Consider the following 22,054-nt stretch of genomic DNA (forward strand, 5'->3'; position numbering starts at 1 on the left):
CGGGCACAGCCGTCCGAAGGACGGCGTCGCTTCCGCTCGCCTACGCCCGGCCATCCACGCCTTTGTTGCGGAGCGACCGCCAGAACGTGGGATGGCCGGGTCAAGCCCGGCAATGACGAGTTTGTTAATGCAACGTCGGCGCCTGCGGAATCCCTTGCGCGCCGGCCTTCCCTGCCTTTCTCCCTGCCAGCCAGTTCTCGAACCGCTGCACCACGACGAAGAACGTCGGCACGAACAGCACGGCCAGACAGGTCGAGGCCAGCATGCCCGAGAACACGGTGATGCCGATCGACTTGCGGGCGTTGGCGCCGGCGCCGGTCGCGAGCACCAGCGGCACCACGCCGAGGATGAAGGCAAACGACGTCATCAGGATCGGCCGGAACCGCGCGCGCGCCGCCTCCACCGCGGATTCCAGCAGCGGCTTGCGGTCGCGCACATGAAGCTCGAGCGCGACCTCGACGATCAGGATCGCGTTCTTGGCCGACAACGCGATCAGCAGGATGATGCCGATCTGGGTGTAGAGATTGTTCTCGATCCGCAACGCCGTGAGCACCGACATCGGGCCCAGCAATGAAAGCGGCACGGCCAGGATCACGGAGATCGGCGCGTACCAGCTTTCATATTGTCCGGCCAGCACGAGGTACACGAGCAGCAGGGCAAGCCCGAAAGCCCAGTAGATCTGGCCGCCGACGACCTTCTCCTGGTACGACATCGCCGTCCATTCATAGCCGGCGCCCGGCGGCAAGGTTTTGGCCGCAATCTCCTCCATCAGCGTCATCGACTGGCCGGAACTGTAGCCCGTGGCGGGCAGGCCGATGATGGTCGCGGACGGATAGAGATTGTACAGGCTGATCAGCGAAGGGCCGACCGAAGGCATGATCTTCGCCACCGTGCCGAGCGGAACCATGTCGCCCTGGCTGTTGCGCACATACAGTTTTTCAATGTCCCGCGGCGTCAGGCGAAATTGCGCATCCGCCTGGGCGTAGACCTGGAACGTGCGGCCGAACTTGTTGAACTGGTTGATGTAGGAAGACCCCAGATAAGAAGACAAGGTCGAGAAGATCTGGTCGGTGGTGACATGCAGGGTCTGGGTCTTGATCCGGTCCACATCGACGTCGAACTGCGGCACCATCGAGCGGAACGGCGAACTGACGCGCTGCAGCGCGCTTTGCGTCTGCGCGTTGGCAACGATGGCACCGGTGATGGCCTGCAACTTGCCGAAATCGGAATTGCCGTCGCGGAGCTGGACCTGCATGGCAAAGCCGGCGGCGTTGCCGATGCCCTGGATCGGCGGCGGCGGAACCACCAGGATCCGCGCTTCCGGGATCACCGACAGTTTCTCGTTCAGTCCGACGAACAGCGACCGGAGGTCCTGGCCCGGGCCACGCTCGCTCCACTCCTTCAGGATCAGATAGGCGACGCCGGCATTGGCGAGGCTGGAACTGTTGTCGAGCGCCGATATGCCGGCGATGCTGATCACCTGCTCGACGCCCGGCGTCTTGCCGGCGAGGTCGCTGACCTGATCGAGCACGCGCTGGGTGCGATCGAGTGCGGCGCCGTCGGGCAACTGCACCGCCACCAGCAAATAGCCCTGGTCCTCGATCGGAATGAAGCCCGTCGGCACCCTCGACAGGCCGTAGCCGGCGATGCCGATCAGGATCAGCGCCGATATCACCGACAGATTGCTGTGCGCCACCAGGCGGCCGATCAACCGGGCGTACCCCCGCTCCAGGCGGTCATAGACGGCGTTGAAGCCGCGATAGAAGAAGTTGCGCTGTTCCGGCGGCACCGGGCGGCGCAGCCACAACGCGCACTGCGTCGGCTTCAAGGTGGCGGCATTGACGGCGCTCAACAGCGCGGTCGCGGCGATGACCAGCGCGAATTGCGAGTACATTCTGCCGGTCAAACCCGGCAGGAAGGCCGACGGCAGGAACACCGAAATCAAAACCAGCGTGATGCCGATGATCGGCGCAAACAGCGCATCCATGGCGCTGATCGCCGCATCATGGCCGGACATGCCCTTTTCGATATTATGGGCAGCGCCTTCGACCACGACGATGGCGTCATCCACCACGATCCCGATCGCGAGTACGATCGCAAACAGGGTCGAGATGTTGACGGTAAAACCGAGCGCCGCCATCGCGGCGAAGGCGCCGATGATCGTCACCGGCACCGTGGTGGCCGGCACCAGCATCGCGCGCCAGTCCTGCAGGAAGATCAGGATCACGATCAGGACGAGGAAGCCGGCCTCGATCAGCGTCTTGTAGACCTCGTTGATCGAGGCCGAGACGAACTTGGTGGTGTCGAACGGCGTGTCGTACTTGATGTCCTGCGGAAATTGCGTCGCAAGCGCCGCCATCTTCTTCTGGACCGCCGCCTCGACCTCGAGCGCGTTGGCGCCGGGCGACTGGAATACGCCGATGCCGGTGGCCGGCTTGTTGTTGAGCGAGAATACCTGGCTGTAGGTCTGCGCGCCAAGCTCGACCCAGCCGACGTCGCGCACCCTGGTCACATCGCCATTGGTGCCGGTCTTGACGATGATGTCCTCGAACTGACTGGTGTCGTCGAGCCGTCCGTTGACGTTGAGCGTGTACTGGAAGGCCTGTCCCGCCGGCGTCGGCGGCATGCCGACCTGACCCGCGGTGACCTGCTGGCTCTGCTGCTGGATCGAGGAAATGACGTCCTGCGGCATCAGCGCGCGGACCTGCAGCTTGTTCGGATCGAGCCAGACCCGCATCGAATACTGGCCGGCGCCGAACACGGTGACGTTGCCGACCCCAGGCAATCGCGACAATTCGTCCCGGACATTGATGGTGGCGTAGTTCGAGAGGAACAGGCTGTCGTAGGTCTCCTTCGGCGAGGTCAGCGTCACGAACAGCAGGATCGCCGTGGATTTCTTCTGGACGGTGACGCCCTGGTTCTGCACCGACTGCGGCAGCTGCGACAGCGCGCTCGACACCCGGTTCTGCACCAGCACCTGCGCGAAGTTGAGATCGGTGCCGATCTTGAACGTTACCGTCAGCGAATAGGTGCCGTCGGCGCCGCTGTAGGACTGCATATAGAGCATGTCTTCGACGCCGTTGACCTGCTGCTCGATCGGCAGCGCCACGGTGTCGATCACGGTCTTGGCGGAAGCGCCGGGATAGCGTGTCGTGACCTGCACCGTCGGCGGCACGACGTCGGGATATTGCGCGACCGCAAGCCGAAACAGGCACACACCGCCGATCAGGATCATCAGGATCGCGATGACGTTGGAGAGAACCGGCCGCTCGATGAAGAATTTCGAAATCATGGCCGATCCTATTTGGCTGGAGCCGGCGACGCTTCACTCTTGGTTAGCTGCGGATCGACCTTCTGGCCGGGGATCGCGCGCAACAGCCCGGCGGTGACGACGCGATCATCGGCCTTGAGGCCGCTTTCGATGACGCGCAGATCGCCCTCCAGCGGCCCGGCCTGGACCTTGCGTTGCTCGACGACGTTGTCGCCATTCACGACCAGCACATAGCGTCCGGCCTGATCGCTGCCGAGAGCGACGTCGGGGACCAGCAGCGCGTTCGCCTGCTGTTCGAAGGGAACGCGGACACGAACGTAGTAGCCGGGCAACAGCACGCGATCGGGATTGGGCAGCACGCCGCGCACCGCGAGCGTCCCGGTCGACTGAGTGAGCGTCGGCGCGGCGTAATCCAGATTACCCTTGTGCGGGTAGCCGCTGTCGGTCTGCAATCCGACCTCGATCGGGAACGTCTTGAGCTCGTTCGACGTCAGGCCGCGACGGCGCGCCTCTTGCCGGACCCGCAGCACGTCCTGTTCGTTGACGTTGAAATTCACATAGATCGGATCGAGCGCCACGATGGTGGCAAGCTGGGTCGGCGACGCCGCGCCGACGAGTTCGCCGACGGATACGAGATGGGCGCTGACCACGCCGTCGAATGGCGCCACGACATTGGTGTAGCCGTAATTGACCGCCGCGATCTTGGTGTTCGCCTCGGCCTGCAGCAAATTGGCCTGGGTGTTGTCGCGCGCGGACGTGGAGGTGTCGAGCGTCGCCTGCGAGACGGCCTGCCGCTGGACCAGATCCGACTGCCGTTTGAAGTCTGCCTCGGCCTGCTTCACCGATGCCTGCGCGCCGGCTTCGGCGGCCTGCGCCTGTTCGAGCTTGAATTTGTAGGTATCGGGCTCGATCGTGAACAGCGTGGTGCCTTCCTTCACGAAGTTGCCGTCCTGATAATTGATCGATTGCAGCACCCCCTGCACCCGCGCGACCAGATCGACGTTCTTGATCGGCGCGGTGTTGCCGGTCGCCTCGATGTAGCGCGTGATGGAGCGTTGCACCGGCAACCCGACTTCAACCTTGGGTGGCGGCGGCGGCACAAAACTATTTTGTTCACAGGCACTTAAGCCGACGAAAGAAAATGTGACGAAGGCAATACGCAAAGCAGCGGCGGTTCGCAGCCGCACAATATCATCCAGCTTGAAATGTGCCGGCGCGCGCGTACGTCTCATTTCCGTGCCTCTATGAAGTTTGCTTCAGGAAAAGGCTTTTTGTTCGACAACGTTTCGCGAGCCATGAATAGCAACAATCTGCTTGCAGTGGAACCCGAAAGCTAAAATGATGTCGGCCGCGAAAGTTTTTTCGCCGGTTTGTTCATAATTCAATTCGGTTGAAGCGGCGGCTCCAGCGACAACAAAAGGATTTATGCAAATGATCAACACGTTGAAACGTGCGGCGAAGCTTTGGGTGCTGCTGGCGGCTGCGACATTCGCAACTGCAGCACCGGGATTTGCGCAAGCGCCGAGCCAGGCCCAGCGCGACGCGATCAAATCCCAATGCCGCTCCGATTACATCGCGCATTGCTCCAGCATCCCGCCGGGCGGTGAAGCATCGCTGCAATGTCTGCAGAAGAACATGTCGAGCCTCTCCGCGAGTTGCAAGAGCGCCGTTCAGACCGTCGAACCCCCGGCCGAACCCAGGGCCGAGTCCGCTCCGGCTGCACCGAAAACGGAGTCGGCTCCGGCCGCTGCAACCACCAAACCGGAAACCGCAGCGCCCAAGGCCGCGGCGGGAACGACGGCGAAGCAGCCGAACAGCGCGCAAATTTCCGCCATCCGCAGCGCCTGCCGTTCCGACTATCCAAAAGTCTGCGCGGGGGTGCCGACCGGCGGCGCGCCGGCTTTGCAGTGCCTGGAGAAGAACAAATCGAAGCTTTCGCCAGCCTGCGAGAGGGCCGTCGCCGCAGCCGGCGGCGGTGGCGCAGCGCCGGCGGCCGGCGCACCTGCGGCAGCAGCGACCGACGCTCCGGCAGCCACAGCGCCGGCGGCGCCAGCCGTCATCGTGCTGCGGCCGATGCGGCCGCGCGAGCAACTGTTCGTCCTGCGGTCGGCATGCGGCGGCGACGTCCGCTCGCTTTGCGGCGGCGTGGCGCCCGGCGGCGGCCGTATCGTGCAATGCCTGGCGACGCAGGCGGCCTCGCTGTCGCCCGCCTGCAAGGACGTCCTGGCCCAGTTTTCCGCGCAATAAATCGCGCCCGCCGCCGGCGATCCTTCCATCGGGGATCGTCGGCGACGCGATTCCCGCGCGGGATATGACCAACAGCAATCTGGAAAGGAAGAAACCAATGCTGCGCGTTATCCTGACGGCCGCCACGGTGCTGTGCATTTCCCAAACCGCGTTCGCGCAGGAACTGACCGCCGCGCAGCGCGACGCCTGCATGGGCGACTACCAAAAATATTGCAAAAGCGTCGTACCGGGCGGTGGACGGATTATCGCCTGCCTCGCCAAGGAGAGCGACAAGCTGACGCCGGCTTGCAAGAAAGTGCTGGAGGCGGCGGAGAAGAAGTAGAGCAGCCTTGAACGGCTGCCGCCGGTACCAGCCGAGAATTCGAACGAGTTCGGCGCGCAAGCGCCCGAACGGCATCCGTCGAACCTTCGTTCAAATCCGGTGATCCACCTGAACAAGTCCGGGAGATCAACATGCGTTACTTTCTGCTCATCGCCGCCGCCGTCATCGCCTTTGGTGCGACCATGACCGTCGGGCCGACGGACGCCAATGCGGTGGTCTGCGCCCGCGGCGTCCACCGCGCCGGCTGCGCCGGATATCGCGGCGCGGTCGTCGTGCGCAAGCCGGTTGTCGCAGGCTGCCGCTGGGTGTGGGTGGGCGGCGTGAAGGTACGTCGCTGCTACTGACCCAAGACGCAGTTCCCCGTATTTTTACGCTGGCGTCCCGGCCGCGCAGCGATTATTCTCACCCATATTGTAAGTGTACTGTCAATTAGGGAGGAAGACTGTGCGTATCGCCGTGCTCGGCGGAGGCCCCGGCGGCCTCTACTTCGCCTATCTCTGGAAAAAGCGCCACCCGGACGCCCGCATCGATCTGTTCGAGCAGAACGCTGCCGGCGCGACCTGGGGCTTTGGCGTCGTGTTCTCCGAGCAGGCGCTCGAATTCCTGCGCGCCGACGACCCCGAGACGGTCGATGCGATCGCGCCAAGGATGGAGAGCTGGAAGAACATCACGCTCAATTTGCGCGGGCAAAGCGTCGAGATCGACGGTGTCGGCTTCTCCTCGATCGGGCGGCTCGAGCTGCTGACCATCCTGCAGCAACGCGTCCGCGACGCCGGCATCACGCCGCGATACGACACCCTCATTCAGTCGGTCGATGAACTCAGGGGTTACGACCTGATCGTCGCGGCCGACGGCCTGAACTCGCTGGTGCGCCGCAGTTTCGAGCAGGACTTCGGCGCGTCGGTTTCGCATTCAACCAATAAATTCGCCTGGTACGGCACCACCAGGCGCTTCGCCACGCTGTCGCAGACGTTTGTTGCGACCGAACTCGGCACCTTCAACGCCCACCATTATCGCTATTCGCCGTCGATGAGCACCTTCCTGGTCGAATGCGACGCCGCGACGTGGGAGAATTATGGATTTGAACACAAGACCATCGAGCAATCGCAGGCGACCTGCGAGCAAGTATTCGCCGCAACGCTCGACGGACATAGACTGGTGTCGAACAAATCGATCTGGCGCAATTTCCCCTGGATCTGGAACGAGAACTGGTCGTCGGGGAATATGGTGCTGATCGGCGACGCGCTGCATTCAGCGCATTTTTCGATCGGATCGGGAACGCGGCTGGCGATCGAGGATGCGATCGCGCTGACCAAGGCGCTGGAAGCCGAGCCGGACATCCCGGCGGCGCTCGCGCTTTATCAGGCCGAACGCAAACCGATCGTGAAAAAGCTGGTGACGGCGGCGCGCACCAGCGCCGACTGGTACGAGCATTTTCCCGAACATATGAAGCTTGATTTGCTGGATTTTGCCTACAGCTACATCACCCGCTCCGGGCGGATCGACGATGCGCGCCTGCGCGCGATGTCGCCGTTGTTCATGGCGCGCTTTGAGGCGGCGAGGAAAATCGGGAGCCGGTCATGACGCACGAAATCGCCCATCAGGTACCGTTGGATAACGCCGGCGCGCGCGAGATCGGCTTTACGATCCCCGACCGCTACAACGCCAGCCGCATCCTGTTCGACAATTTGTCCCACGGCCGCGGTGACCGGCTGGCGCTCACCGGTCCGGGCGGCACGCGCAGCTATGCACAGCTCTGCGCCGAGGCCGCCCAATGGGGACACGGCTTTATATCCCTTGGGCTGAACCGCGGCGACCGCGTGCTGATGTTCCTAGACGACACGCCGGCCTATCCCGCGGCTTTCTTCGGCGCGGTGCGCGCAGGATTCGTGCCGCTGTTGATCAATACGCTGACGCCGCCGGATCTGTTGCAATTTTATCTTTCGGATGCGGGTGCGTCCGTGGCCGTTGCCGACGCCGAATTCTGTTCGCGCTTCGACGCCATCGCCTGCAAGGATACGCCGCTGCACACCCTGATCGTGGTCAACGGCGCCGCGGGCGCACACGCCGTGCCCCATGCCATCCCCGCGGACAAGTGGTTGGAGGATTTCCCCACCGCCCTCGCCGAGGCCGACACAAACCGCAACGAGATGGCGTTCTGGATGTATTCGTCCGGCTCGACCGGACGACCGAAGGGCATCGTGCATCTGCAGCACGACATGGCCTATAGCGAGGCGGCGTTCGCGCGCGACGTGCTGAAACTCGGGCCAGACGACATCTGCTTCTCGGTGCCAAAAATGTTCTTCGCCTACGGGTTCGGCAATTCCATCACCTTCCCGTTCGCGGTCGGCGCGGCCACGCTGCTGCTGCCGGGGCAGCCGAGGCCGGCGGCGGTCTTCGAGGCGATCGGGCGCTTCCGTCCCAGCGTCTTCTTCGGATTGCCGACGCTCTATACGTCGCTGACCAAGGCCGAAGGCGCGCCGCTAGCGGATTTCTCGTCGCTGCGGATGGCGCTGTCCGCCGCCGAGGTGCTTTCCGCTGACGTCTTCAACGGCTGGAAGGCGCTGACGGGCCTTGAGATCGTCGAAGGGCTGGGATCGACGGAAGCGCTGCACATCTATCTGTCGAACCGGCCCGAGAAGAAAAAGCTCGGCGCCGCCGGCCTGCGCGTCCCCGGTTATGAAATTGCGCTGCGGGACAAGGACGGCCGCGAGGTCGGCGACGACGAGGAAGGCATTTTGTGGGTTCGCGGCGATTCCAATACGCCGCTGTACTGGAACCGGCCGGACAAGTCGGCGGAGACCATCCGCGACGGCGGATGGATCTATACCGGCGACCGCTTTGTGCGCGATTCCGACGGTTTTTATTTCTTCCGCGGCCGCGCCGATGATTTGATCAAAATCTCCGGGCAATGGGTCTATCCGCTCGAAGTCGAGCTTTGCCTCGCCGAACACCCGGATGTACGCGAATGCGCGGTATTCGCGGTCGAGTTGCCGGACCGGCGCATGACCTTGAAGGCCGTGGTGGTGATGAACAGCGGCGGCTTCGAAGCCGGCGAGGCGACCAAGCGGCTGCAGGATTTCGTCAAGGCAAAGCTGCTGCCGTACAAATACCCGCGCGAGGTGAAATTCATCGATGAATTGCCGAAGACGGGTACGGGCAAGATCGACCGGCAGGCGCTGATGAAGATGTAGGGTCTTACGATCGTCATTGCGAGCCAACGGGTCGGCGCGAAGCGCCGCCCGATGACAGGCTCCGCGAAGCAATCCATCGCGCCGCAGAAAGAAAGAATGGATTGCTTCGTCGCTTCGCTCCTCGCAATGACGGGAAGCCTTTACCCCGCCAGCCCCGTCCCGCCATACAGCCACGCCAGATGGCCGTAATAGTCCTCCGACGTCTTTGCGCGCATGATCGCGTTGCGGAGGCGGGCGTGTTCGCCGGCGGGATGATAGATGTGCTCGCCGATGGCGCGGGATTGCAACTGCACGCGCGCGGTGCGCGGGAAACGTTGCGCGCGGTAGTTTTCGAGCGCGGTGGCGTAGTCCTCATGCTGCGACAGCATGTGCGACAGGCACACCGCGTCTTCCATCGCCTGGCAGGCGCCTTGCGCGAAATATTGCAGCATCGGATGCGCGGCGTCGCCGAGCAGCGCGACGCGGCCGTCGATCCAGCGTTCCGTGGGATCGCGGTCGCACAACACCCAGAGCTTCCAGTTCTTGCCGTGGCGAATGATCTCCCTGGCGCGCGCATGCACGTGCGTAAAACCCTTCATGACCTCGTCTTCGGACACCGGCTTGCCGGCGACCGGTTCGGGAGCGTCGTTGTGATAGGTGACGACGAGGTTGAACACTTTCCAACCCGACAGCGGGTAATGCACGATGTGGCATTTCGGACCGGCCCACAGCGTCGCCGCATTCCAGCGCAGATCCTTGGGCATCTGCTCGGTCGGGATCACCGAGCGATAGGTGGTATGGCCGGAGACCCGCGGCGGGCCGTCCGCAGTGACTTGCTTGCGGATATTGGACCACAGCCCATCCGCGCCGATCAGAAGCCGCCCCGTAATACGCTCGCCGTTCGCCAGCCGCGCCGTCACCGACGCGCCGTCCTGTTCGTAGCCGACAACCTCGCTGCTGACGCGCAGCTCGATCAATTCGTGGGCCTGGCAGGCGCGCAGGAACACGCCGTGCAAATCGCCGCGATGCACCACCGCATAGGGGTTGCCGAACCGCGCGCGAAACGCCTCGCGCAGATCGATATGGGTGATCTCTTCGGCGGTCAGCGCGTCCATCAGCCGAAGCTGATCGATATAGACCGCCATGCTTCGCGCGGCTTCGCCAACGCCTAGATAGTCGAAGGCGTGGAACGCGTTCGGCCCAAGCTGGATGCCGGCGCCGATTTCGCCGAGCACGGCGGCCTTTTCCAAAAGGACCGAACGGATGCCCTTTTGCGCCAGCCCAAGCGCTGCGGCGAGGCCGCCGATGCCGCCGCCCGCGATCAGGACCGGCCGTGCGTCTGACGGCGCCATCAGTTCGACTTTCCCAGATGTTCGAGCGCGTCTTCGGCGCGCAGCGGCACCCGTGAGGCCTCGTTGTTGAGATCGACGAGCTGCGTCAGCAGCGCCAGCAAGGTCTTGCGGTCGGCCGGCTTCAGGGGCTGCAGCATCCGCGCCTGCGCCCGCTCGACCGACGGCACGATGTCGCGCAGCAGCGCCGCGCCTGACTTGGTGAGGTAGAGCAGCTTGACGCGCTTGTCCTCGCGGGCGGGTTTGCGCTCGACCAGTGATTTCGTTTCCAGCCGCTCGATCACATTGCCGAGCGTCGAGCGATCGAACGCGATCACCGCCGACAGCCGCGTCGCGTCGATGCCGGGATGGGTGTGAATCGCGACCAGCGCCGCATATTGCACCGGCGTCAGGTCGAAGGCCCGGCACTCCTCGACAAAGATCGCGACCGCGATCTGCTGCATCCGCCGGAACAGATAGCCCGGCGCGGCGTAGACCGCATCCATCGTGATCGGCGGGGTCTTACTCGGCATCGGGCTGCTGGTCCGGCGCGGCATCGGCGAATGCTTTCATGGCTTTGGCGGCGGTTTCGGCCTTGAGCAGGCGCGGATAGGCCGAGACGTCGACGCCGAAGCGCCGCGCATTGGCGAGCTGCGGCACCAGGCAGAGATCGGCGATGGAAGGCTTGTCGCCAAAACAAAACGGACCGGCCTCGGCCGCGATCAGGGTTTCGCAGGCCGAAAGCCCCTCGCGGTTGGCCCAGGCCGCCCACTCCGTCACCTTTTCTTCCGCAAGACCGAGCTGGCGCAGCCGGGCCAGAACCTTGAGGTTCTGCACCGGGTGGGTGTCGCAGGCCAGCGCCATCGCAAAGGCGCGGACTTTGGCGCGGCGCAGCGGATCCTTCGGCAGCAGCGGCGGCGTGGGGTGGGTCTCGTCGAGCCATTCGATGATGGCAAGCGACTGGGTCAGCACCGTGCCCGCATCGTCCTCCAGCGTCGGCACCAGCCCCTGCGGATTGATCGCGAGATAGGCGGGGGCGCATTGTTCGCCCTTGCGAAGGTGATGCGGGAGGTGCTCGGTGGTCAGCCCCTTGAGATTCAACGCGATCCTGACCCGGTAAGACGCGCTGCTGCGGAAATAGCCGTGCAGCTTCATCGGAACCTCCCCTGGTATTTCAAGTCAGCCTGGATTTTTCATCGGCTTGGTTGACGTTAGCCATATTGTAAGTATACTGTCAATAAAATTGAACCAACAAGAACAGCGGAGGCCCGACCATGGAAGCCGTGCAGAAGACCCCGGAACGCGAGGCGTTCTACAAGAAGATCGACGGCGAAAATCTTTCCGCGCTGTGGAACGTGATGGGCGATTTGATCACGCCGGAGCCGCGCAGCGCCTGCCGGCCGCATCTGTGGAAGTTCGACCAGATCCGCGACTACATGACCGAGGCCGGCAAGTTGATCACCGCCAAGGAAGCCGAGCGGCGGGTGCTGGTGCTGGAAAACCCCGGCCTGCGCGGCCAGTCCAAGATCACGACGTCGCTGTTCGCCGGCGTGCAGATGGTCGTGCCCGGCGATATCGCGCCGGCCCACCGGCACAGCCAGTCGGCGCTGCGTTTCGTGCTCGAAGGCAAGGGCGCCTATACCGCGGTCGACGGCGAGCGGACCGCGATGGAGCCCGGCGACTTCGTGATCACGCCGTCGATGACCTGGCACGACCATTCCAACGAAACCAGCGAGCCGATGTTCTGGCTCGATGGGCTCGATATACCGATGGTGCAGTTCTTCGATGCGTCCTTTGCCGAGGGATCGAACGAGGACCAGCAGAAGATCACCCGGCCCGCCGGCGACAGCTTTGCCCGCTACGGCCACAATCTGCTGCCGGTCGACGGCAAGCGCGCTTCAAAAACCTCGCCGATCTTCAACTATCCCTACAGCTACACCCGCGAAGCGCTGGAGCAGGCCAAGACCAGCGGCGAGTGGGACGCCTGCCACGGGCTGAAGCTGAAATTCTCCAATCCCGAGACCGGCGATTTTGCGATGCCGACCATCGGCACCTTCATCCAGCTGATCCCGAAGGGATTCAAGACCGCGCGCTATCGCTCGACCGACGCCACGGTGTTCGCCGCGATCGAAGGTAAGGGCCGCACCCGGGTCGGTGAGCAGACCTTCGAATGGGGCCCGCGCGACCTGTTCGTGGTGCCGAGCTGGCAGTGGGTCACCCACGAGGCCGATCAGGATTCGGTGCTGTTCAGCTTCTCCGATCGCCCGGTGCAGCAGAAGCTCGACCTGTTCCGCGAAGACCGCGGGAACGCTTAACCGTCATTGCGAGCGAAGCGAAGCAATCCATCGGGCCGCACATAAAGTATGGATTGCTTCGTCGCTGCGCTCCTCGCAATGACGGGAGAACGCTCACCGCCAGTGCAACAGCCGCACCTCGAGCAAGTTGATCAGTTTCCCCACCGCCAGCCCGAACAGTGACAGGATCACGACGCCGGCGAGCAGCTGATCGGTCTGCATCAGATTGCCGGCCTGCAGCACGAAGGCGCCGATGCCGTATTCGGCGCCGATCATCTCGGCGCTGACCACCAATAGCAGCGCGACCGACGCGGTGATGCGAAAGCCCGCGAGGATCGAGGGCAGCGCGCCCGGCCAGATCACCCGCCGCACGATCAGATGGAACGGCACGTTAAAGCTCTGCGCCATCCGGATCAGGTTGCGCGGCACGGCATCGACGCCGCTATAGACCGAGATCGCGGTGGAGAAGAACACGCCGAGCGCGATGGTCGCGATCTTCGGCTCCTCGCCGATCCCGAGCCAGAGGATCAACAGCGGCAGCAGCGCGATCTTTGGAATCGGAAACAGCGCCGAGATGAAGGTGATGCCGACGCCGCGCGCGAGGCTCGAGAGCCCGACCGCAAAACCGACGATGACGCCGGCGGTGGTGCCGAGTACCCAGCCCGTTCCGATCCGCATGATCGACCAGGACAGATGATGCCAGAGCGCGCCCGAGATCGCGAGCCTGTAGATCGCAACCGCGATCGCCGACGGCGCCGGCAGGAACAGCGGATTGACCCAACCCGCGCTGCCGGCCAGTTGCCAGAGCGCGATCACCAGCCCCAGCGCGATCCAGCCGGAATAGCGGCCCGCGGCCGGCGCAAAGCCGCCGCCGCGAAACGCCACCGGCCGCGGCTTGGCCGCAGAATCGTCCTGTTGCGTATCCTGTGACGCGCGGTCAAGCATGCTGGACCTCGCGCTCGGCGTCGATCGCTTCCTCGCGGATCAGCGACCATAGTTCGTTCTGCAACGCCAGCAGTTTGCCGCGGGCGTCGATCGCGCCGCGCTCGTCGCGGGTCATCGAAATGGTCACGACCTCGCGAACACGGCCGGGCCGCCGCGACAGCACCACGATGCGGTCGGCGAGGCGGACGGCTTCTTCCAGATTATGCGTGACATAGACCGCGCCCATCGCGCCATCGGCCAGCAGGCCGATGAAATCCTCCATCAGCAATTCGCGGGTCTGCGAATCCAGCGCCGACAAGGGTTCGTCCATCAGCAGGATCGCCGGCCGCACCGCGAGCGCACGCGCAATACCGACGCGCTGACGCATGCCGCCGGACAATTGCTTTGGATAGGTGCCGCGAAAATCCGTCAACCCGGTGCGGCGTAGCGCGTCGTCGATGACGGCGCGGCGCTCGGTTGGACTCAGCCCGGTATGCGCCAGCGGAAATTCGACGTTCTCCTCGACCGTGCACCAGGGCAGCAGCGCAAAATCCTGGAATACGAAGGTCAGCGGGTTGAGACTGTCGGCCGGCGGCGCGCCGCGCAGTTCGGCCTGCCCTTCGCTCGGCCGCAGCAAGCCGCCGAGGATCGACAGCAGCGTGCTCTTGCCGCAGCCGGAAGGCCCGACGATCGCGACCACCTCGCCGGAGCGCACCGTGAACGACACCTTGTCGAGCACCTCGAGCGAGCCGAAGCGGTGGCTGATATGGTCGGCGATCAGGTCCATTCTCGTATCGCGTCTCCAGTCCGTCGTCACGAACACCGTCATTGCGAGGAGCGAAGCGACGAAGCAATCCATCTATCCGTTATGCCGCGCTATGGATTGCTTCGCTACGCTCGCAATGACGGCCTAATCCGGCTTCACATAATCCTTGGCGATGATCGTGTCCGCCGTAAATCCCTTGTCGACAAAACCCTGCTCCTGCAGCCAGGCGATCTGGTTGTCGACATTTTTCACATCGAGCTTGCCGTCGGGATCGATGTAGGCGCAGTTGCCGACCACCTGCTCAAGCGGCAGGTTGGTGTACTTCGCAATGATCTCCAGCAGCGGTTTTGTCTGTTCGTTGATCTCTGCCTTGCCGTCTTTCACCGACGACAAAATCACGTCGTGATATTCACGGTCGGCGCGAACCAGCGCGGCGAGAAGCTTTGTCACCAGCGCCCTATTGGTCAGCGTCTTCGGCGATGCGAACACCGCGCCCAACTGCCACGGCGTTTCGTCGCCGACCCAGCCCAAAAACTTGGCGCCGTCCGAATCCAGCAGCGAACGCGCGGTCGAGATCGGCAGCAAAGCGGCATCGACGGTTTCGCCCTTCAGGGCAGCGGCGGCGTTCGACAGCGATTGCAGCGGCAGCACTTTGACGTCGGAGAGTTTGAAACCGTATTTGTCGGCGAGCAGGCCGAGCGAATAGTGAAAGCTGGAGCCGACTTGCGTCACCGCGATGCGTTTTCCCGCAAGGTCCTTGGGCGTCTTCAGGCCGGCGGCATAGGCATTGTTGCTGGCGAAATAACCGATCAGGGGGTAGCCGGCCCTTTCGCGGCTCATGCCGCCGATCACCTTCAGCGTGCCCTTGCCGGCGAGATTATACAGTCCCGCGGTAAACGCGGTGATCCCGAAATCGACATCGCCCGAGGTCGTCGCCACCGCGATCGGCTGCGCCGCATCGAAGAATTTCAATTCGATGTCGAGCCCGGCCTCGCGGAAATAGCCCTTGTCCTGCGCGATGAACACCGGCGCCGACGACGACAGCCGGAGCACGCCGATCTTTGCCTTCAGGACATCATCGGCCCGCGCCATCCCGCCCGCCGCCAACGCCAGCAGGCCCACCAGTGCGAGCCGCACAATTCTCCTCATCCGGTTTCCTCCGTTTATTTCTTACAGGCCGGCCGGCACATTCTGATCGCGCCCGATAAAGGCACCCTGTTCTTTCAGCTGTTGTTGCAACTTTTCCAGCGCGATGTCGCGCGGAATCGTATTGCCTGACAGCGCCAGCGCCGCGGCCACACCCACCGCCTCCCCCATCGCAAAGCAGGCGCCGGAAACGCGCGCGGCCGACTGGCCGTCATGGGTCATCGAGGCGCAGCGTCCCGCCATCAACAGGTTGTCTACGCCCTCGGGCACCAGCATGCGATACGGCAATTCGTTGAATCCGCGGGATTCCGGGATCGGCGGGAACTTGAAGATCACATCGCCAGCGACGTGCTGCTCCATCGGCCAGCCATTGACGCCGATGGAATCCTCGAACGAGGCGCAGCCGAGCACGTCGTCGCCCGAGAGCATATAGCCGCCGACCACGCGCCGGGTTTCGCGGATGCCGAGTTGCGGCGGCAGATCGACGATGTAGGAGTTTTCGAAGCCCGGCACGGTGCGCAGGAATTCGAACGCCTGGATCGCCTGGCGGCGGCCGTCGATCTCGCCGCGCGTGAGATCGTCGGGCTCGAGGCCGTTGACGGCGGTGCCATCCTCGCGCGCGATCTGGGTAAAATTCACCCGCCATTCGATGCCGTGGCGCTGCGGCCGGACGATCGCGGCCTTGCGCGGAAAACGGTGCGTGCCGGCGGCTTCGGCTTTTTCCATCAGCGCAGGAATGGTCCGCCAGGCCTCGCCGGCGCGTTCCGGATCGATGCCGTTGAGGCGGAACATCATCGAGGGATACAGCATGCTGCCGTTGTTATCGCCGACCTCGAACGGCGCGCCGGCCCAGGCCGCGAGGTCGCCGTCGCCGGAGCAATCGATGAAGATGCCGGCGCGCACCGCCTGACGGCCGGCCTTGGTCTCGACCATCAGCACGTTGATGCGCCTGTCATCCTGCATCACTACGCCGGCGCCGAGCGCATGAAAGAGAATGTCGACCTTGTGGGCGGCCAAGAGATCGTCGGCCGCGATCTTGTAGGCGGGAGTGTCGTAGGCCTGCGCAAAAATTTTTCCGAGGACGAGATGCGGCGCGTTGAGCCCGCCGAGACGGTCGATGCGCGCGAGCAGGTCGGAGGCGATGCCCTGCACCACCCGGTGCATCTCGCCATGCACATTGGCATGCAGCCCGCAGAAATTGGTCACCCCCGCCGCGGTGCCCATGCCGCCGAGAAAGCCATAACGCTCGATCAGCAGCGTGCGGCGCCCGGCGCGGGCGGCCGCGACTGCCGCCGCAATCCCGGCCGGTCCGCCGCCGAGGACGGCGACTTCATATTCGCCATACAGCGGTATCTGGCGTGCGGGTTCTTCGATGGTTTTGGAGGACAAATTGGGTTCCCGGATGGAGTGCCGGCCATCATGCCCCGGGCGGAAGATTTTGGCTATCGGAGCAAGGGGCTGGCAGGCTAAGTAAGGAGGGAAACGCAGAATTGCGACGAGACCGACGGTTTTGAGTACCCTTCTATCCATTTTGCTTGGCCTCTTGATCGGCGCCGCTCCCGCCTCGGCGGCGGTGGAACAATGCCGGTTCATCCAGGCCAAGGCCGAGCGGGAAGCCTGTTACACGCGTCAGGAAGCTGCGCTGGCCGCCAAGCGCAAGCCCGAACCCACCGCCGACACGAAGACGCTGGAATCGCTGCAGCAGATGCGGCAGGAAGACGAAGCGGTTTACAAAAGCCTGCGCAGCATTTGCCGGGGTTGCTGAGCGGCAGCGCGAAATTATGCATTGCTCGCGCCCCAGCTGGCCGCGCGCTTTTCGGCGAACGACGCCAGGCCCTCTGAAGCCTCCGATGTCTGCCGCTTGGCCGCATGCATCCGGACCAGGCGTGCATAGGCGTCGTCTTCGACGCTCATTCCGCCGAACGAACTTTCCATCGCCAGCGCCTTGGTTTCCGCCAGCGCCTGCGGGCCGTTGGCCAGCAATTGCTCGACGACTTTGGCGCCTGATGTTTCCAGATCCGCTAATGGCACCACCTCGTGCACGAGGCCGATGCGGCGTGCGTCCTCTGCGCCGAACCGTTCGCCGGTCAGCGCGTAGCGGCGGACCTGGCGGACACCGATGGCGTCGCATAGTTGCGGAATGATGATCGCAGCCGTCAGGCCCCAGCGGACTTCGGTGATCGAGAACAGCGCATTGTCGGCGGCGATCACCACGTCGCAAGCGGAGATGATTCCGGTGCCGCCGCCAAAACAGCCGCCCTGCACCAGCGCCACGGTCGGGATCGGCAGCGTGTTGAGCCGCTGCACGGCTTCGAACGTGGCGCGAGAGACCGCCTCATTCTCTTCAGGCGACTTCGGCCGCACACCGTTGATCCATTTCAGGTCGGCACCGGCCTGAAAATGCTTGCCATTGCCCTTCAGGACGACGACGCGAAGGTTCGGCTTGCTGCCGAGATCGTCCATGGCCTGCAGCACGCCGCCGATCAGGCCGGCATCATAGGCATTGTTGACCTCCGGGCGGTTCAGCGTGACCGTCGCGACGCCGCGTTCATCGAGGTTCCACAGCACTGGATTGGCGGACATGGATGATCCCTTGGTTTGTTATTTGCGTTTGTCAGGTCGGGCAGCTTGCCGGGACCGCGGACGTTGATCTATCACTTTCGCTTTCCGCGCCGCCAGTGGCGCTGATCGCATGACCCGTTGCGCTCCGGCGCAAGCTTGTGGAAACTGGCGGCTCGACCCTCTCCCTCCCAACAGGAACGCCAATTCCCATGCGGATATGCATTTTCGGCGCCGGCGCCGTCGGCAGCCATTTTGCGGTGCGGCTGGCGCTGGCAGGGCATGAAGTATCCTGCGTGATGCGCGGGCCACATCTTGAAGCGGTGAAGGCGCGCGGCCTGACGCTTCGGGTCGGCGACGCCAGGTTCATCGCAAAGGTCAAAGCATCCGGGGATCCGGCTGATCTCGGCCCGCAGGATGTCGTGATCAGCACATTGAAGGCGACCGGAGTCGGCGCGCTCGCAACCGGCCTCAAACCCTTGCTGAACGCAGATACTGCTGTCGTCTTTGCCCAGAACGGCATTCCCTGGTGGTACGATCTTGGCCTGCCGCCAAATCATCCTGATGTTCCCGACCTCGGCTTTCTCGATCCCGGCGGCCGGTTGCGCGCCGCCATTCCCAAAGCGCGGATCATCGGCGGCGTGATCTTTTCGTCGAACGAGGTGGTCGAACCCGGCGTCGTCGCCAATCTCTCTCCCGACCGGAACCGGCTCTTGATCGGGGAATGCGACGACCGCCCCTCCAGGCGGATCGCGCGGCTGCGCGCCGTCCTCAACGAGGCCTCAATCGAATCGCCTGACGTCCCGGAGATTCGGGAGACGATCTGGTCGAAACTCCTGACCAACATGTCGATGTCGGTGCTGTGCCTGCTGACCGGGCAAACCGCGCGAGCGGTGCGGGACGACCCGGCCTTGCGCGAAATCATCCCGCGCCTGCTCGACGAGGCCAACTGCATCGCCCAACGCTATATCCCGGAGGTCAAGCGCGTCACCCGCACCGGGCCTGCGCCCGACCACAAGCCATCCATCCTGCAGGATTACGAACTCGGCCGCGCCATGGAGATCGACGTGCTGGTCCGCGCGCCCGCCGCGTTCGCCAGGGCCGCGGGACTCGATACGCCGATGATCGACCTGATGGCGGCGCTGGCGATCCGCCAGGCGCGGGACAAGGGACTCTGCCAGGGCTAAAGATTGGATCGATGCGAGGCCGGTCAGACCGGCTGCAATCCCAGCCGATCAAACAGCTTCCGGTCGGCTTCGTCTTCGGGATTGGCCGTCGTCAGCAAGGTGTCGCCGACGAAGATAGAGTTGGCGCCCGCAAAGAAGCAAAGCGCCTGCATCTCATCGCTCATCGCCGAACGGCCGGCCGACAGACGGACATAGGAAGTCGGCATCATGAGGCGCGCGAGCGCAACGATCCGGACAAACTCGATCGGCGCGACGGAAGCGGATTCGGCGAGCGGCGTGCCGGCAATCGGAATCAGCATGTTGATCGGGACGCTTTCCGGCGGCTCGGTCAGGTTGGCGAGCGTGACCAGCATGTCGACGCGGTCGGCTTCTTCCTCGCCCATTCCAAGAATGCCGCCGCAGCACACTTTCATGCCGGATTGCCGGACATTTTCCAGCGTATCGAGGCGATCGGAAAATGTGCGGGTCGAGGTCACCTGCGGATAATAGCGCGCTGACGTATCGATATTGTGGTTGTAATAGTCGAGACCCGCGGCGCTGAGGCGATCCGACTGTTCGCGGTCCAGCATGCCCAGCGTCATGCAGGTCTCGAGGCCGAGCGCTTTCACCCGACCTACCATCTCGACAATGGCATCCATGTCCCTGGGCTTCGGATTCCGCCATGCGGCGCCCATGCAGTAGCGCGTCGCGCCGCCGTCTTTGGCCTTGCGCGCCTCGGCGACGACCTTTTCGACCTCCATCAGCTTCGAGGCCGTGAGCCCGGTCGAATGATGCGAGGACTGGCTGCAATAGCCGCAATCCTCGGGGCAGCCGCCGGTCTTGATGTTGAGCAGCTTGCTCAGCTGCACGCGGTTGGGATCGAAATGCTGCCGATGAACGGATTGCGCCTTGAACAGGAGGTCGTTGAACGGCATCCGGTAAAGCGCCCATGCTGCTTCAACCGTCCAATTCGGCGAGGCCGCCGGCGCGCCCATCGAAGTCGTCCCGTCTCTTGCGTCAAGCATTCCCAGTTCTCCGAAATTTCCGATTGCGGCAAGACCTTCGATTGCGTCAAGACCATTGCACGATGACGACAGGGAAGACCAGTGCAAGCCGGCCATGCGTTTGAAAAGTTGATCGCCAGGCAAACGGGCATTAAGGCAAACGGACGAAGGCAAACGGACGTTGACCGCGCGTCGGCGGTCGTATCACTCTCCGATCTCGCCCCGCCAAAAAGGGGAACGGGAACCGAACATGCAAGTCAAGAACAAGGTCTGTGTGGTCACGGGAGCGGCGAGCGGAATTGGCGAGGCGGTCGCGCGCGCCTATGCCGCGGCCGGGGCGCGCGGCGTCGTGGTCGCCGACCTCAAGTCCTCGCGCGACCGGCTGGCGGCGGTCGCAGGCGATATCGACGGGCTGGCGGTGACCGCCGATGTCGGGCTCGAAGAAGACGTCAAGGCGCTGATCGCGGCCGCCGAGGCCAAGTATGGGCCGGTCGACGTGTTCTTTTCCAATGCCGGCCTGTCGCGCAAGGGACAGGAGAGCGCATCGGATGCCGACTGGGACGTCAGCTGGCGGGTCCATGTCATGAGCCACGTATTCGCGGCGCGCGCGCTGGTGCCGGGGATGCTGGCGCGAGGCTCGGGTTATCTGCTGAACACCGCGTCCGCGGCGGGCCTTTTGGCCTCGCTCAATTCGATGCCGTATGGGGTGACGAAGAACGCCGCGATTGCGCTCGCCGAGCATCTTGCCATTCAATATGGCGACCGTGGCATCCGCGTTTCCGTGCTGTGCCCGCAATCGGTGCAGACGGGAATGACTACGCCGGGTCCGAGCGCCGCGCGGGTCGACGGCGTGATGCTTCCGGCCGAAGTCGCCCGCATCGTGATCGCGGGGATGGAGGCCGAACGCTTCCTGATCCTGTCGCACGAACAGGTCGCCGAGTACATGCAGCGAAAGGCTTCCAGCAGGGACCGCTGGCTCGCCGGGATGCGGCGGCAGCGCGACAAGATCTATGGCGTTCAGCGCGCCGGGTGATTAGCGAATAATGGAATCAACCCACGCCGCGAACGCGTCCAGAACTTCGTTCATCACCTCGCGGTCGTTGCGCCCGGAGCGCACCAGCACGTGGAAGGAATGATCGGCCTCCTTCACCAGATGCAGCGCAGCCTGCGCGCCCAGGCTTTTGACCATGGGCTCGAGCAGGTTCAGTTCGGCGAGGGCATCGCGCGTCCCCTGCAGGAACAGCATCGGGATTTTGACCGCGGAAAGATGCTTGGCCCGGTCGCTGGAAGGTTTTCCCGCCGGATGCAGGGGAAAGCCGAGGAAGGCAAGGCCGCGAACGCCGTCGAGCGGCGCGATCGCCTGCGCCTGCGATGTCATCCGCCCGCCGAATGATTTTCCGCCCGCGATAAGCGGCAGCCCGGCACAGCATCGTGCGGCCTCGGCCACCGCCGCGCGCACTGCGGCATGCGCGACCGCCGGCGGATCCGGCCGTTTGCCGGCTTTTTCCATGTAGGGAAACTGATAACGCAGGGTCGCGATGCCGCGCTCGCCGAGTCCCGTTGCAATCGTCTCCATCGAGGCATGGGTCATGCCGGCGCCGGCGCCATGCGCAAAAACGTAACACGCGCGCGCCTGCGGCGGCCGGACCAGAAGCGCGGAGACCGACGCCGCAGGGCTGATCTCGATTTGGAGCGGTTGTGCGGCGGCTTTCAAATCGGCAATCCCGGATCAAGCGATTTCAAGGGTTCTACGTCTCCGGCGCGCGACAGGCAAACGCGCCAACTCCCGGTAAAAACTGTTAATCGGTTCACAAGACCGGATTTATGGACAGGGTAATGTTGCTACTATAAGCT

The 22,054-nt window shown here is 63.9% G+C and carries 21 protein-coding genes; 9 read left to right on the forward strand and 12 right to left on the reverse strand.

What is annotated here, in order from left to right; translation table 11 throughout:
* Nucleotides 1-124: 124 nt before the first annotated feature.
* Together V1289_RS18295 and V1289_RS18300 are read right to left on the reverse strand one after the other, a co-directional pair.
* Nucleotides 125-3,292 (reverse strand): efflux RND transporter permease subunit, encoded by a 3,168-nt coding sequence (locus V1289_RS18295; RefSeq protein WP_334398184.1) that lies wholly within the window; start codon nucleotides 3,290-3,292, stop codon nucleotides 125-127.
* A gap of 8 nt (nucleotides 3,293-3,300) precedes the next feature.
* Nucleotides 3,301-4,503, reverse strand: a complete 1,203-nt coding sequence (locus V1289_RS18300) for an efflux RND transporter periplasmic adaptor subunit (RefSeq protein WP_334398185.1) — start codon at nucleotides 4,501-4,503, stop codon at nucleotides 3,301-3,303.
* A 199-nt stretch (nucleotides 4,504-4,702) separates the two neighbouring features.
* Between V1289_RS18300 and V1289_RS18305 the strand changes: the two genes are divergently transcribed.
* The 5 genes from V1289_RS18305 to V1289_RS18325 all read left to right on the forward strand — a co-directional run bounded on the left by V1289_RS18305 (nucleotide 4,703) and on the right by V1289_RS18325 (nucleotide 9,034).
* The gene (locus V1289_RS18305; protein WP_334398186.1) at nucleotides 4,703-5,518 is read left to right on the forward strand and encodes a cysteine rich repeat-containing protein; all 816 of its coding nucleotides are present in this window, start codon (nucleotides 4,703-4,705) and stop codon (nucleotides 5,516-5,518) included.
* A gap of 97 nt (nucleotides 5,519-5,615) precedes the next feature.
* Nucleotides 5,616-5,840: a cysteine rich repeat-containing protein gene (locus V1289_RS18310; RefSeq protein ID WP_334398187.1), complete on the forward strand. Its 225-nt coding sequence runs from the start codon at nucleotides 5,616-5,618 to the stop codon at nucleotides 5,838-5,840.
* A gap of 131 nt (nucleotides 5,841-5,971) precedes the next feature.
* A complete protein-coding gene (locus V1289_RS18315; protein ID WP_074272734.1) occupies nucleotides 5,972-6,184 on the forward strand; it encodes a hypothetical protein in 213 nt (70 codons plus the stop codon).
* Nucleotides 6,185-6,284: 100 nt separating this feature from the next.
* Nucleotides 6,285-7,424 carry an FAD-dependent monooxygenase gene (locus tag V1289_RS18320; RefSeq protein ID WP_334398188.1) on the forward strand — a complete coding sequence of 380 codons (1,140 nt, stop codon included), beginning with the start codon at nucleotides 6,285-6,287 and terminating at the stop codon, nucleotides 7,422-7,424.
* Nucleotides 7,421-9,034: a benzoate-CoA ligase family protein gene (locus V1289_RS18325; RefSeq protein WP_334398189.1), complete on the forward strand. Its 1,614-nt coding sequence runs from the start codon at nucleotides 7,421-7,423 to the stop codon at nucleotides 9,032-9,034. Before V1289_RS18320 ends, V1289_RS18325 begins: the two co-directional genes overlap by 4 nt.
* A 140-nt stretch (nucleotides 9,035-9,174) precedes the next feature.
* On the opposite strand, the gene V1289_RS18330 is transcribed toward V1289_RS18325, so the two are convergent.
* Genes V1289_RS18330 through maiA form a run of 3 tightly spaced genes read right to left on the reverse strand, consistent with a single transcriptional unit; the run spans nucleotide 9,175 to nucleotide 11,496 of the window.
* Entirely contained in the window at nucleotides 9,175-10,365 is a 1,191-nt protein-coding gene (locus V1289_RS18330) for a 3-hydroxybenzoate 6-monooxygenase (protein ID WP_334398190.1), read from the reverse strand.
* Nucleotides 10,365-10,874, reverse strand: a complete 510-nt coding sequence (locus V1289_RS18335) for a MarR family winged helix-turn-helix transcriptional regulator (protein ID WP_074278010.1) — start codon at nucleotides 10,872-10,874, stop codon at nucleotides 10,365-10,367. The genes V1289_RS18330 and V1289_RS18335 overlap by 1 nt, the downstream gene beginning before the upstream one ends.
* Nucleotides 10,864-11,496, reverse strand: a complete 633-nt coding sequence (gene maiA, locus V1289_RS18340; protein ID WP_334398191.1) for a maleylacetoacetate isomerase — start codon at nucleotides 11,494-11,496, stop codon at nucleotides 10,864-10,866. The genes V1289_RS18335 and maiA overlap by 11 nt, the downstream gene beginning before the upstream one ends.
* Nucleotides 11,497-11,615: 119 nt before the next feature.
* On the opposite strand from maiA, the gene gtdA reads away from it, so the two are divergent.
* Nucleotides 11,616-12,656: a gentisate 1,2-dioxygenase gene (gene gtdA, locus V1289_RS18345; protein ID WP_334398192.1), complete on the forward strand. Its 1,041-nt coding sequence runs from the start codon at nucleotides 11,616-11,618 to the stop codon at nucleotides 12,654-12,656.
* 93 nt (nucleotides 12,657-12,749) lie between these two features.
* Here the strand turns inward: gtdA and V1289_RS18350 are convergent, their stop codons facing one another.
* The 4 genes from V1289_RS18350 to V1289_RS18365 form a co-directional block, all read right to left on the reverse strand.
* Entirely contained in the window at nucleotides 12,750-13,580 is an 831-nt protein-coding gene (locus V1289_RS18350; protein ID WP_334398193.1) for an ABC transporter permease, read from the reverse strand.
* The gene (locus V1289_RS18355; RefSeq protein ID WP_334398194.1) at nucleotides 13,573-14,346 is read right to left on the reverse strand and encodes an ABC transporter ATP-binding protein; all 774 of its coding nucleotides are present in this window, start codon (nucleotides 14,344-14,346) and stop codon (nucleotides 13,573-13,575) included. Before V1289_RS18355 ends, V1289_RS18350 begins: the two co-directional genes overlap by 8 nt.
* 123 nt (nucleotides 14,347-14,469) lie before the next feature.
* Nucleotides 14,470-15,474: an ABC transporter substrate-binding protein gene (locus tag V1289_RS18360; protein ID WP_334398195.1), complete on the reverse strand. Its 1,005-nt coding sequence runs from the start codon at nucleotides 15,472-15,474 to the stop codon at nucleotides 14,470-14,472.
* A gap of 21 nt (nucleotides 15,475-15,495) precedes the next feature.
* Nucleotides 15,496-16,860: an FAD-dependent oxidoreductase gene (locus V1289_RS18365; protein ID WP_334398196.1), complete on the reverse strand. Its 1,365-nt coding sequence runs from the start codon at nucleotides 16,858-16,860 to the stop codon at nucleotides 15,496-15,498.
* Between the two features lie 154 nt (nucleotides 16,861-17,014).
* Between V1289_RS18365 and V1289_RS18370 the strand changes: the two genes are divergently transcribed.
* The gene (locus V1289_RS18370; RefSeq protein WP_334398197.1) at nucleotides 17,015-17,236 is read left to right on the forward strand and encodes a hypothetical protein; all 222 of its coding nucleotides are present in this window, start codon (nucleotides 17,015-17,017) and stop codon (nucleotides 17,234-17,236) included.
* Between the two features lie 14 nt (nucleotides 17,237-17,250).
* Here V1289_RS18370 and V1289_RS18375 read toward each other — a convergent pair whose 3' ends face one another.
* The gene (locus V1289_RS18375) at nucleotides 17,251-18,054 is read right to left on the reverse strand and encodes an enoyl-CoA hydratase-related protein (RefSeq protein WP_334398198.1); all 804 of its coding nucleotides are present in this window, start codon (nucleotides 18,052-18,054) and stop codon (nucleotides 17,251-17,253) included.
* Between the two features lie 188 nt (nucleotides 18,055-18,242).
* On the opposite strand from V1289_RS18375, the gene V1289_RS18380 reads away from it, so the two are divergent.
* Nucleotides 18,243-19,217, forward strand: a complete 975-nt coding sequence (locus V1289_RS18380) for a ketopantoate reductase family protein (protein WP_334398199.1) — start codon at nucleotides 18,243-18,245, stop codon at nucleotides 19,215-19,217.
* A gap of 23 nt (nucleotides 19,218-19,240) precedes the next feature.
* Here the strand turns inward: V1289_RS18380 and bioB are convergent, their stop codons facing one another.
* Complete coding sequence (gene bioB / locus V1289_RS18385) at nucleotides 19,241-20,221, reverse strand: biotin synthase BioB (protein WP_442896027.1); 981 nt, start codon at nucleotides 20,219-20,221, stop codon at nucleotides 19,241-19,243.
* A gap of 229 nt (nucleotides 20,222-20,450) precedes the next feature.
* Between bioB and V1289_RS18390 the strand changes: the two genes are divergently transcribed.
* Nucleotides 20,451-21,233: an SDR family oxidoreductase gene (locus V1289_RS18390; protein ID WP_334398200.1), complete on the forward strand. Its 783-nt coding sequence runs from the start codon at nucleotides 20,451-20,453 to the stop codon at nucleotides 21,231-21,233.
* On the opposite strand, the gene V1289_RS18395 is transcribed toward V1289_RS18390, so the two are convergent.
* Entirely contained in the window at nucleotides 21,234-21,914 is a 681-nt protein-coding gene (locus tag V1289_RS18395; protein ID WP_334398201.1) for an alpha/beta hydrolase family protein, read from the reverse strand. It abuts the gene before it with no gap.
* Between the last annotated feature and the right edge of the window lie 140 nt (nucleotides 21,915-22,054).

The sequence above is a fragment of the Bradyrhizobium sp. AZCC 2289 genome (genome assembly GCF_036924615.1).
Lineage (GTDB): Bacteria > Pseudomonadota > Alphaproteobacteria > Rhizobiales > Xanthobacteraceae > Bradyrhizobium.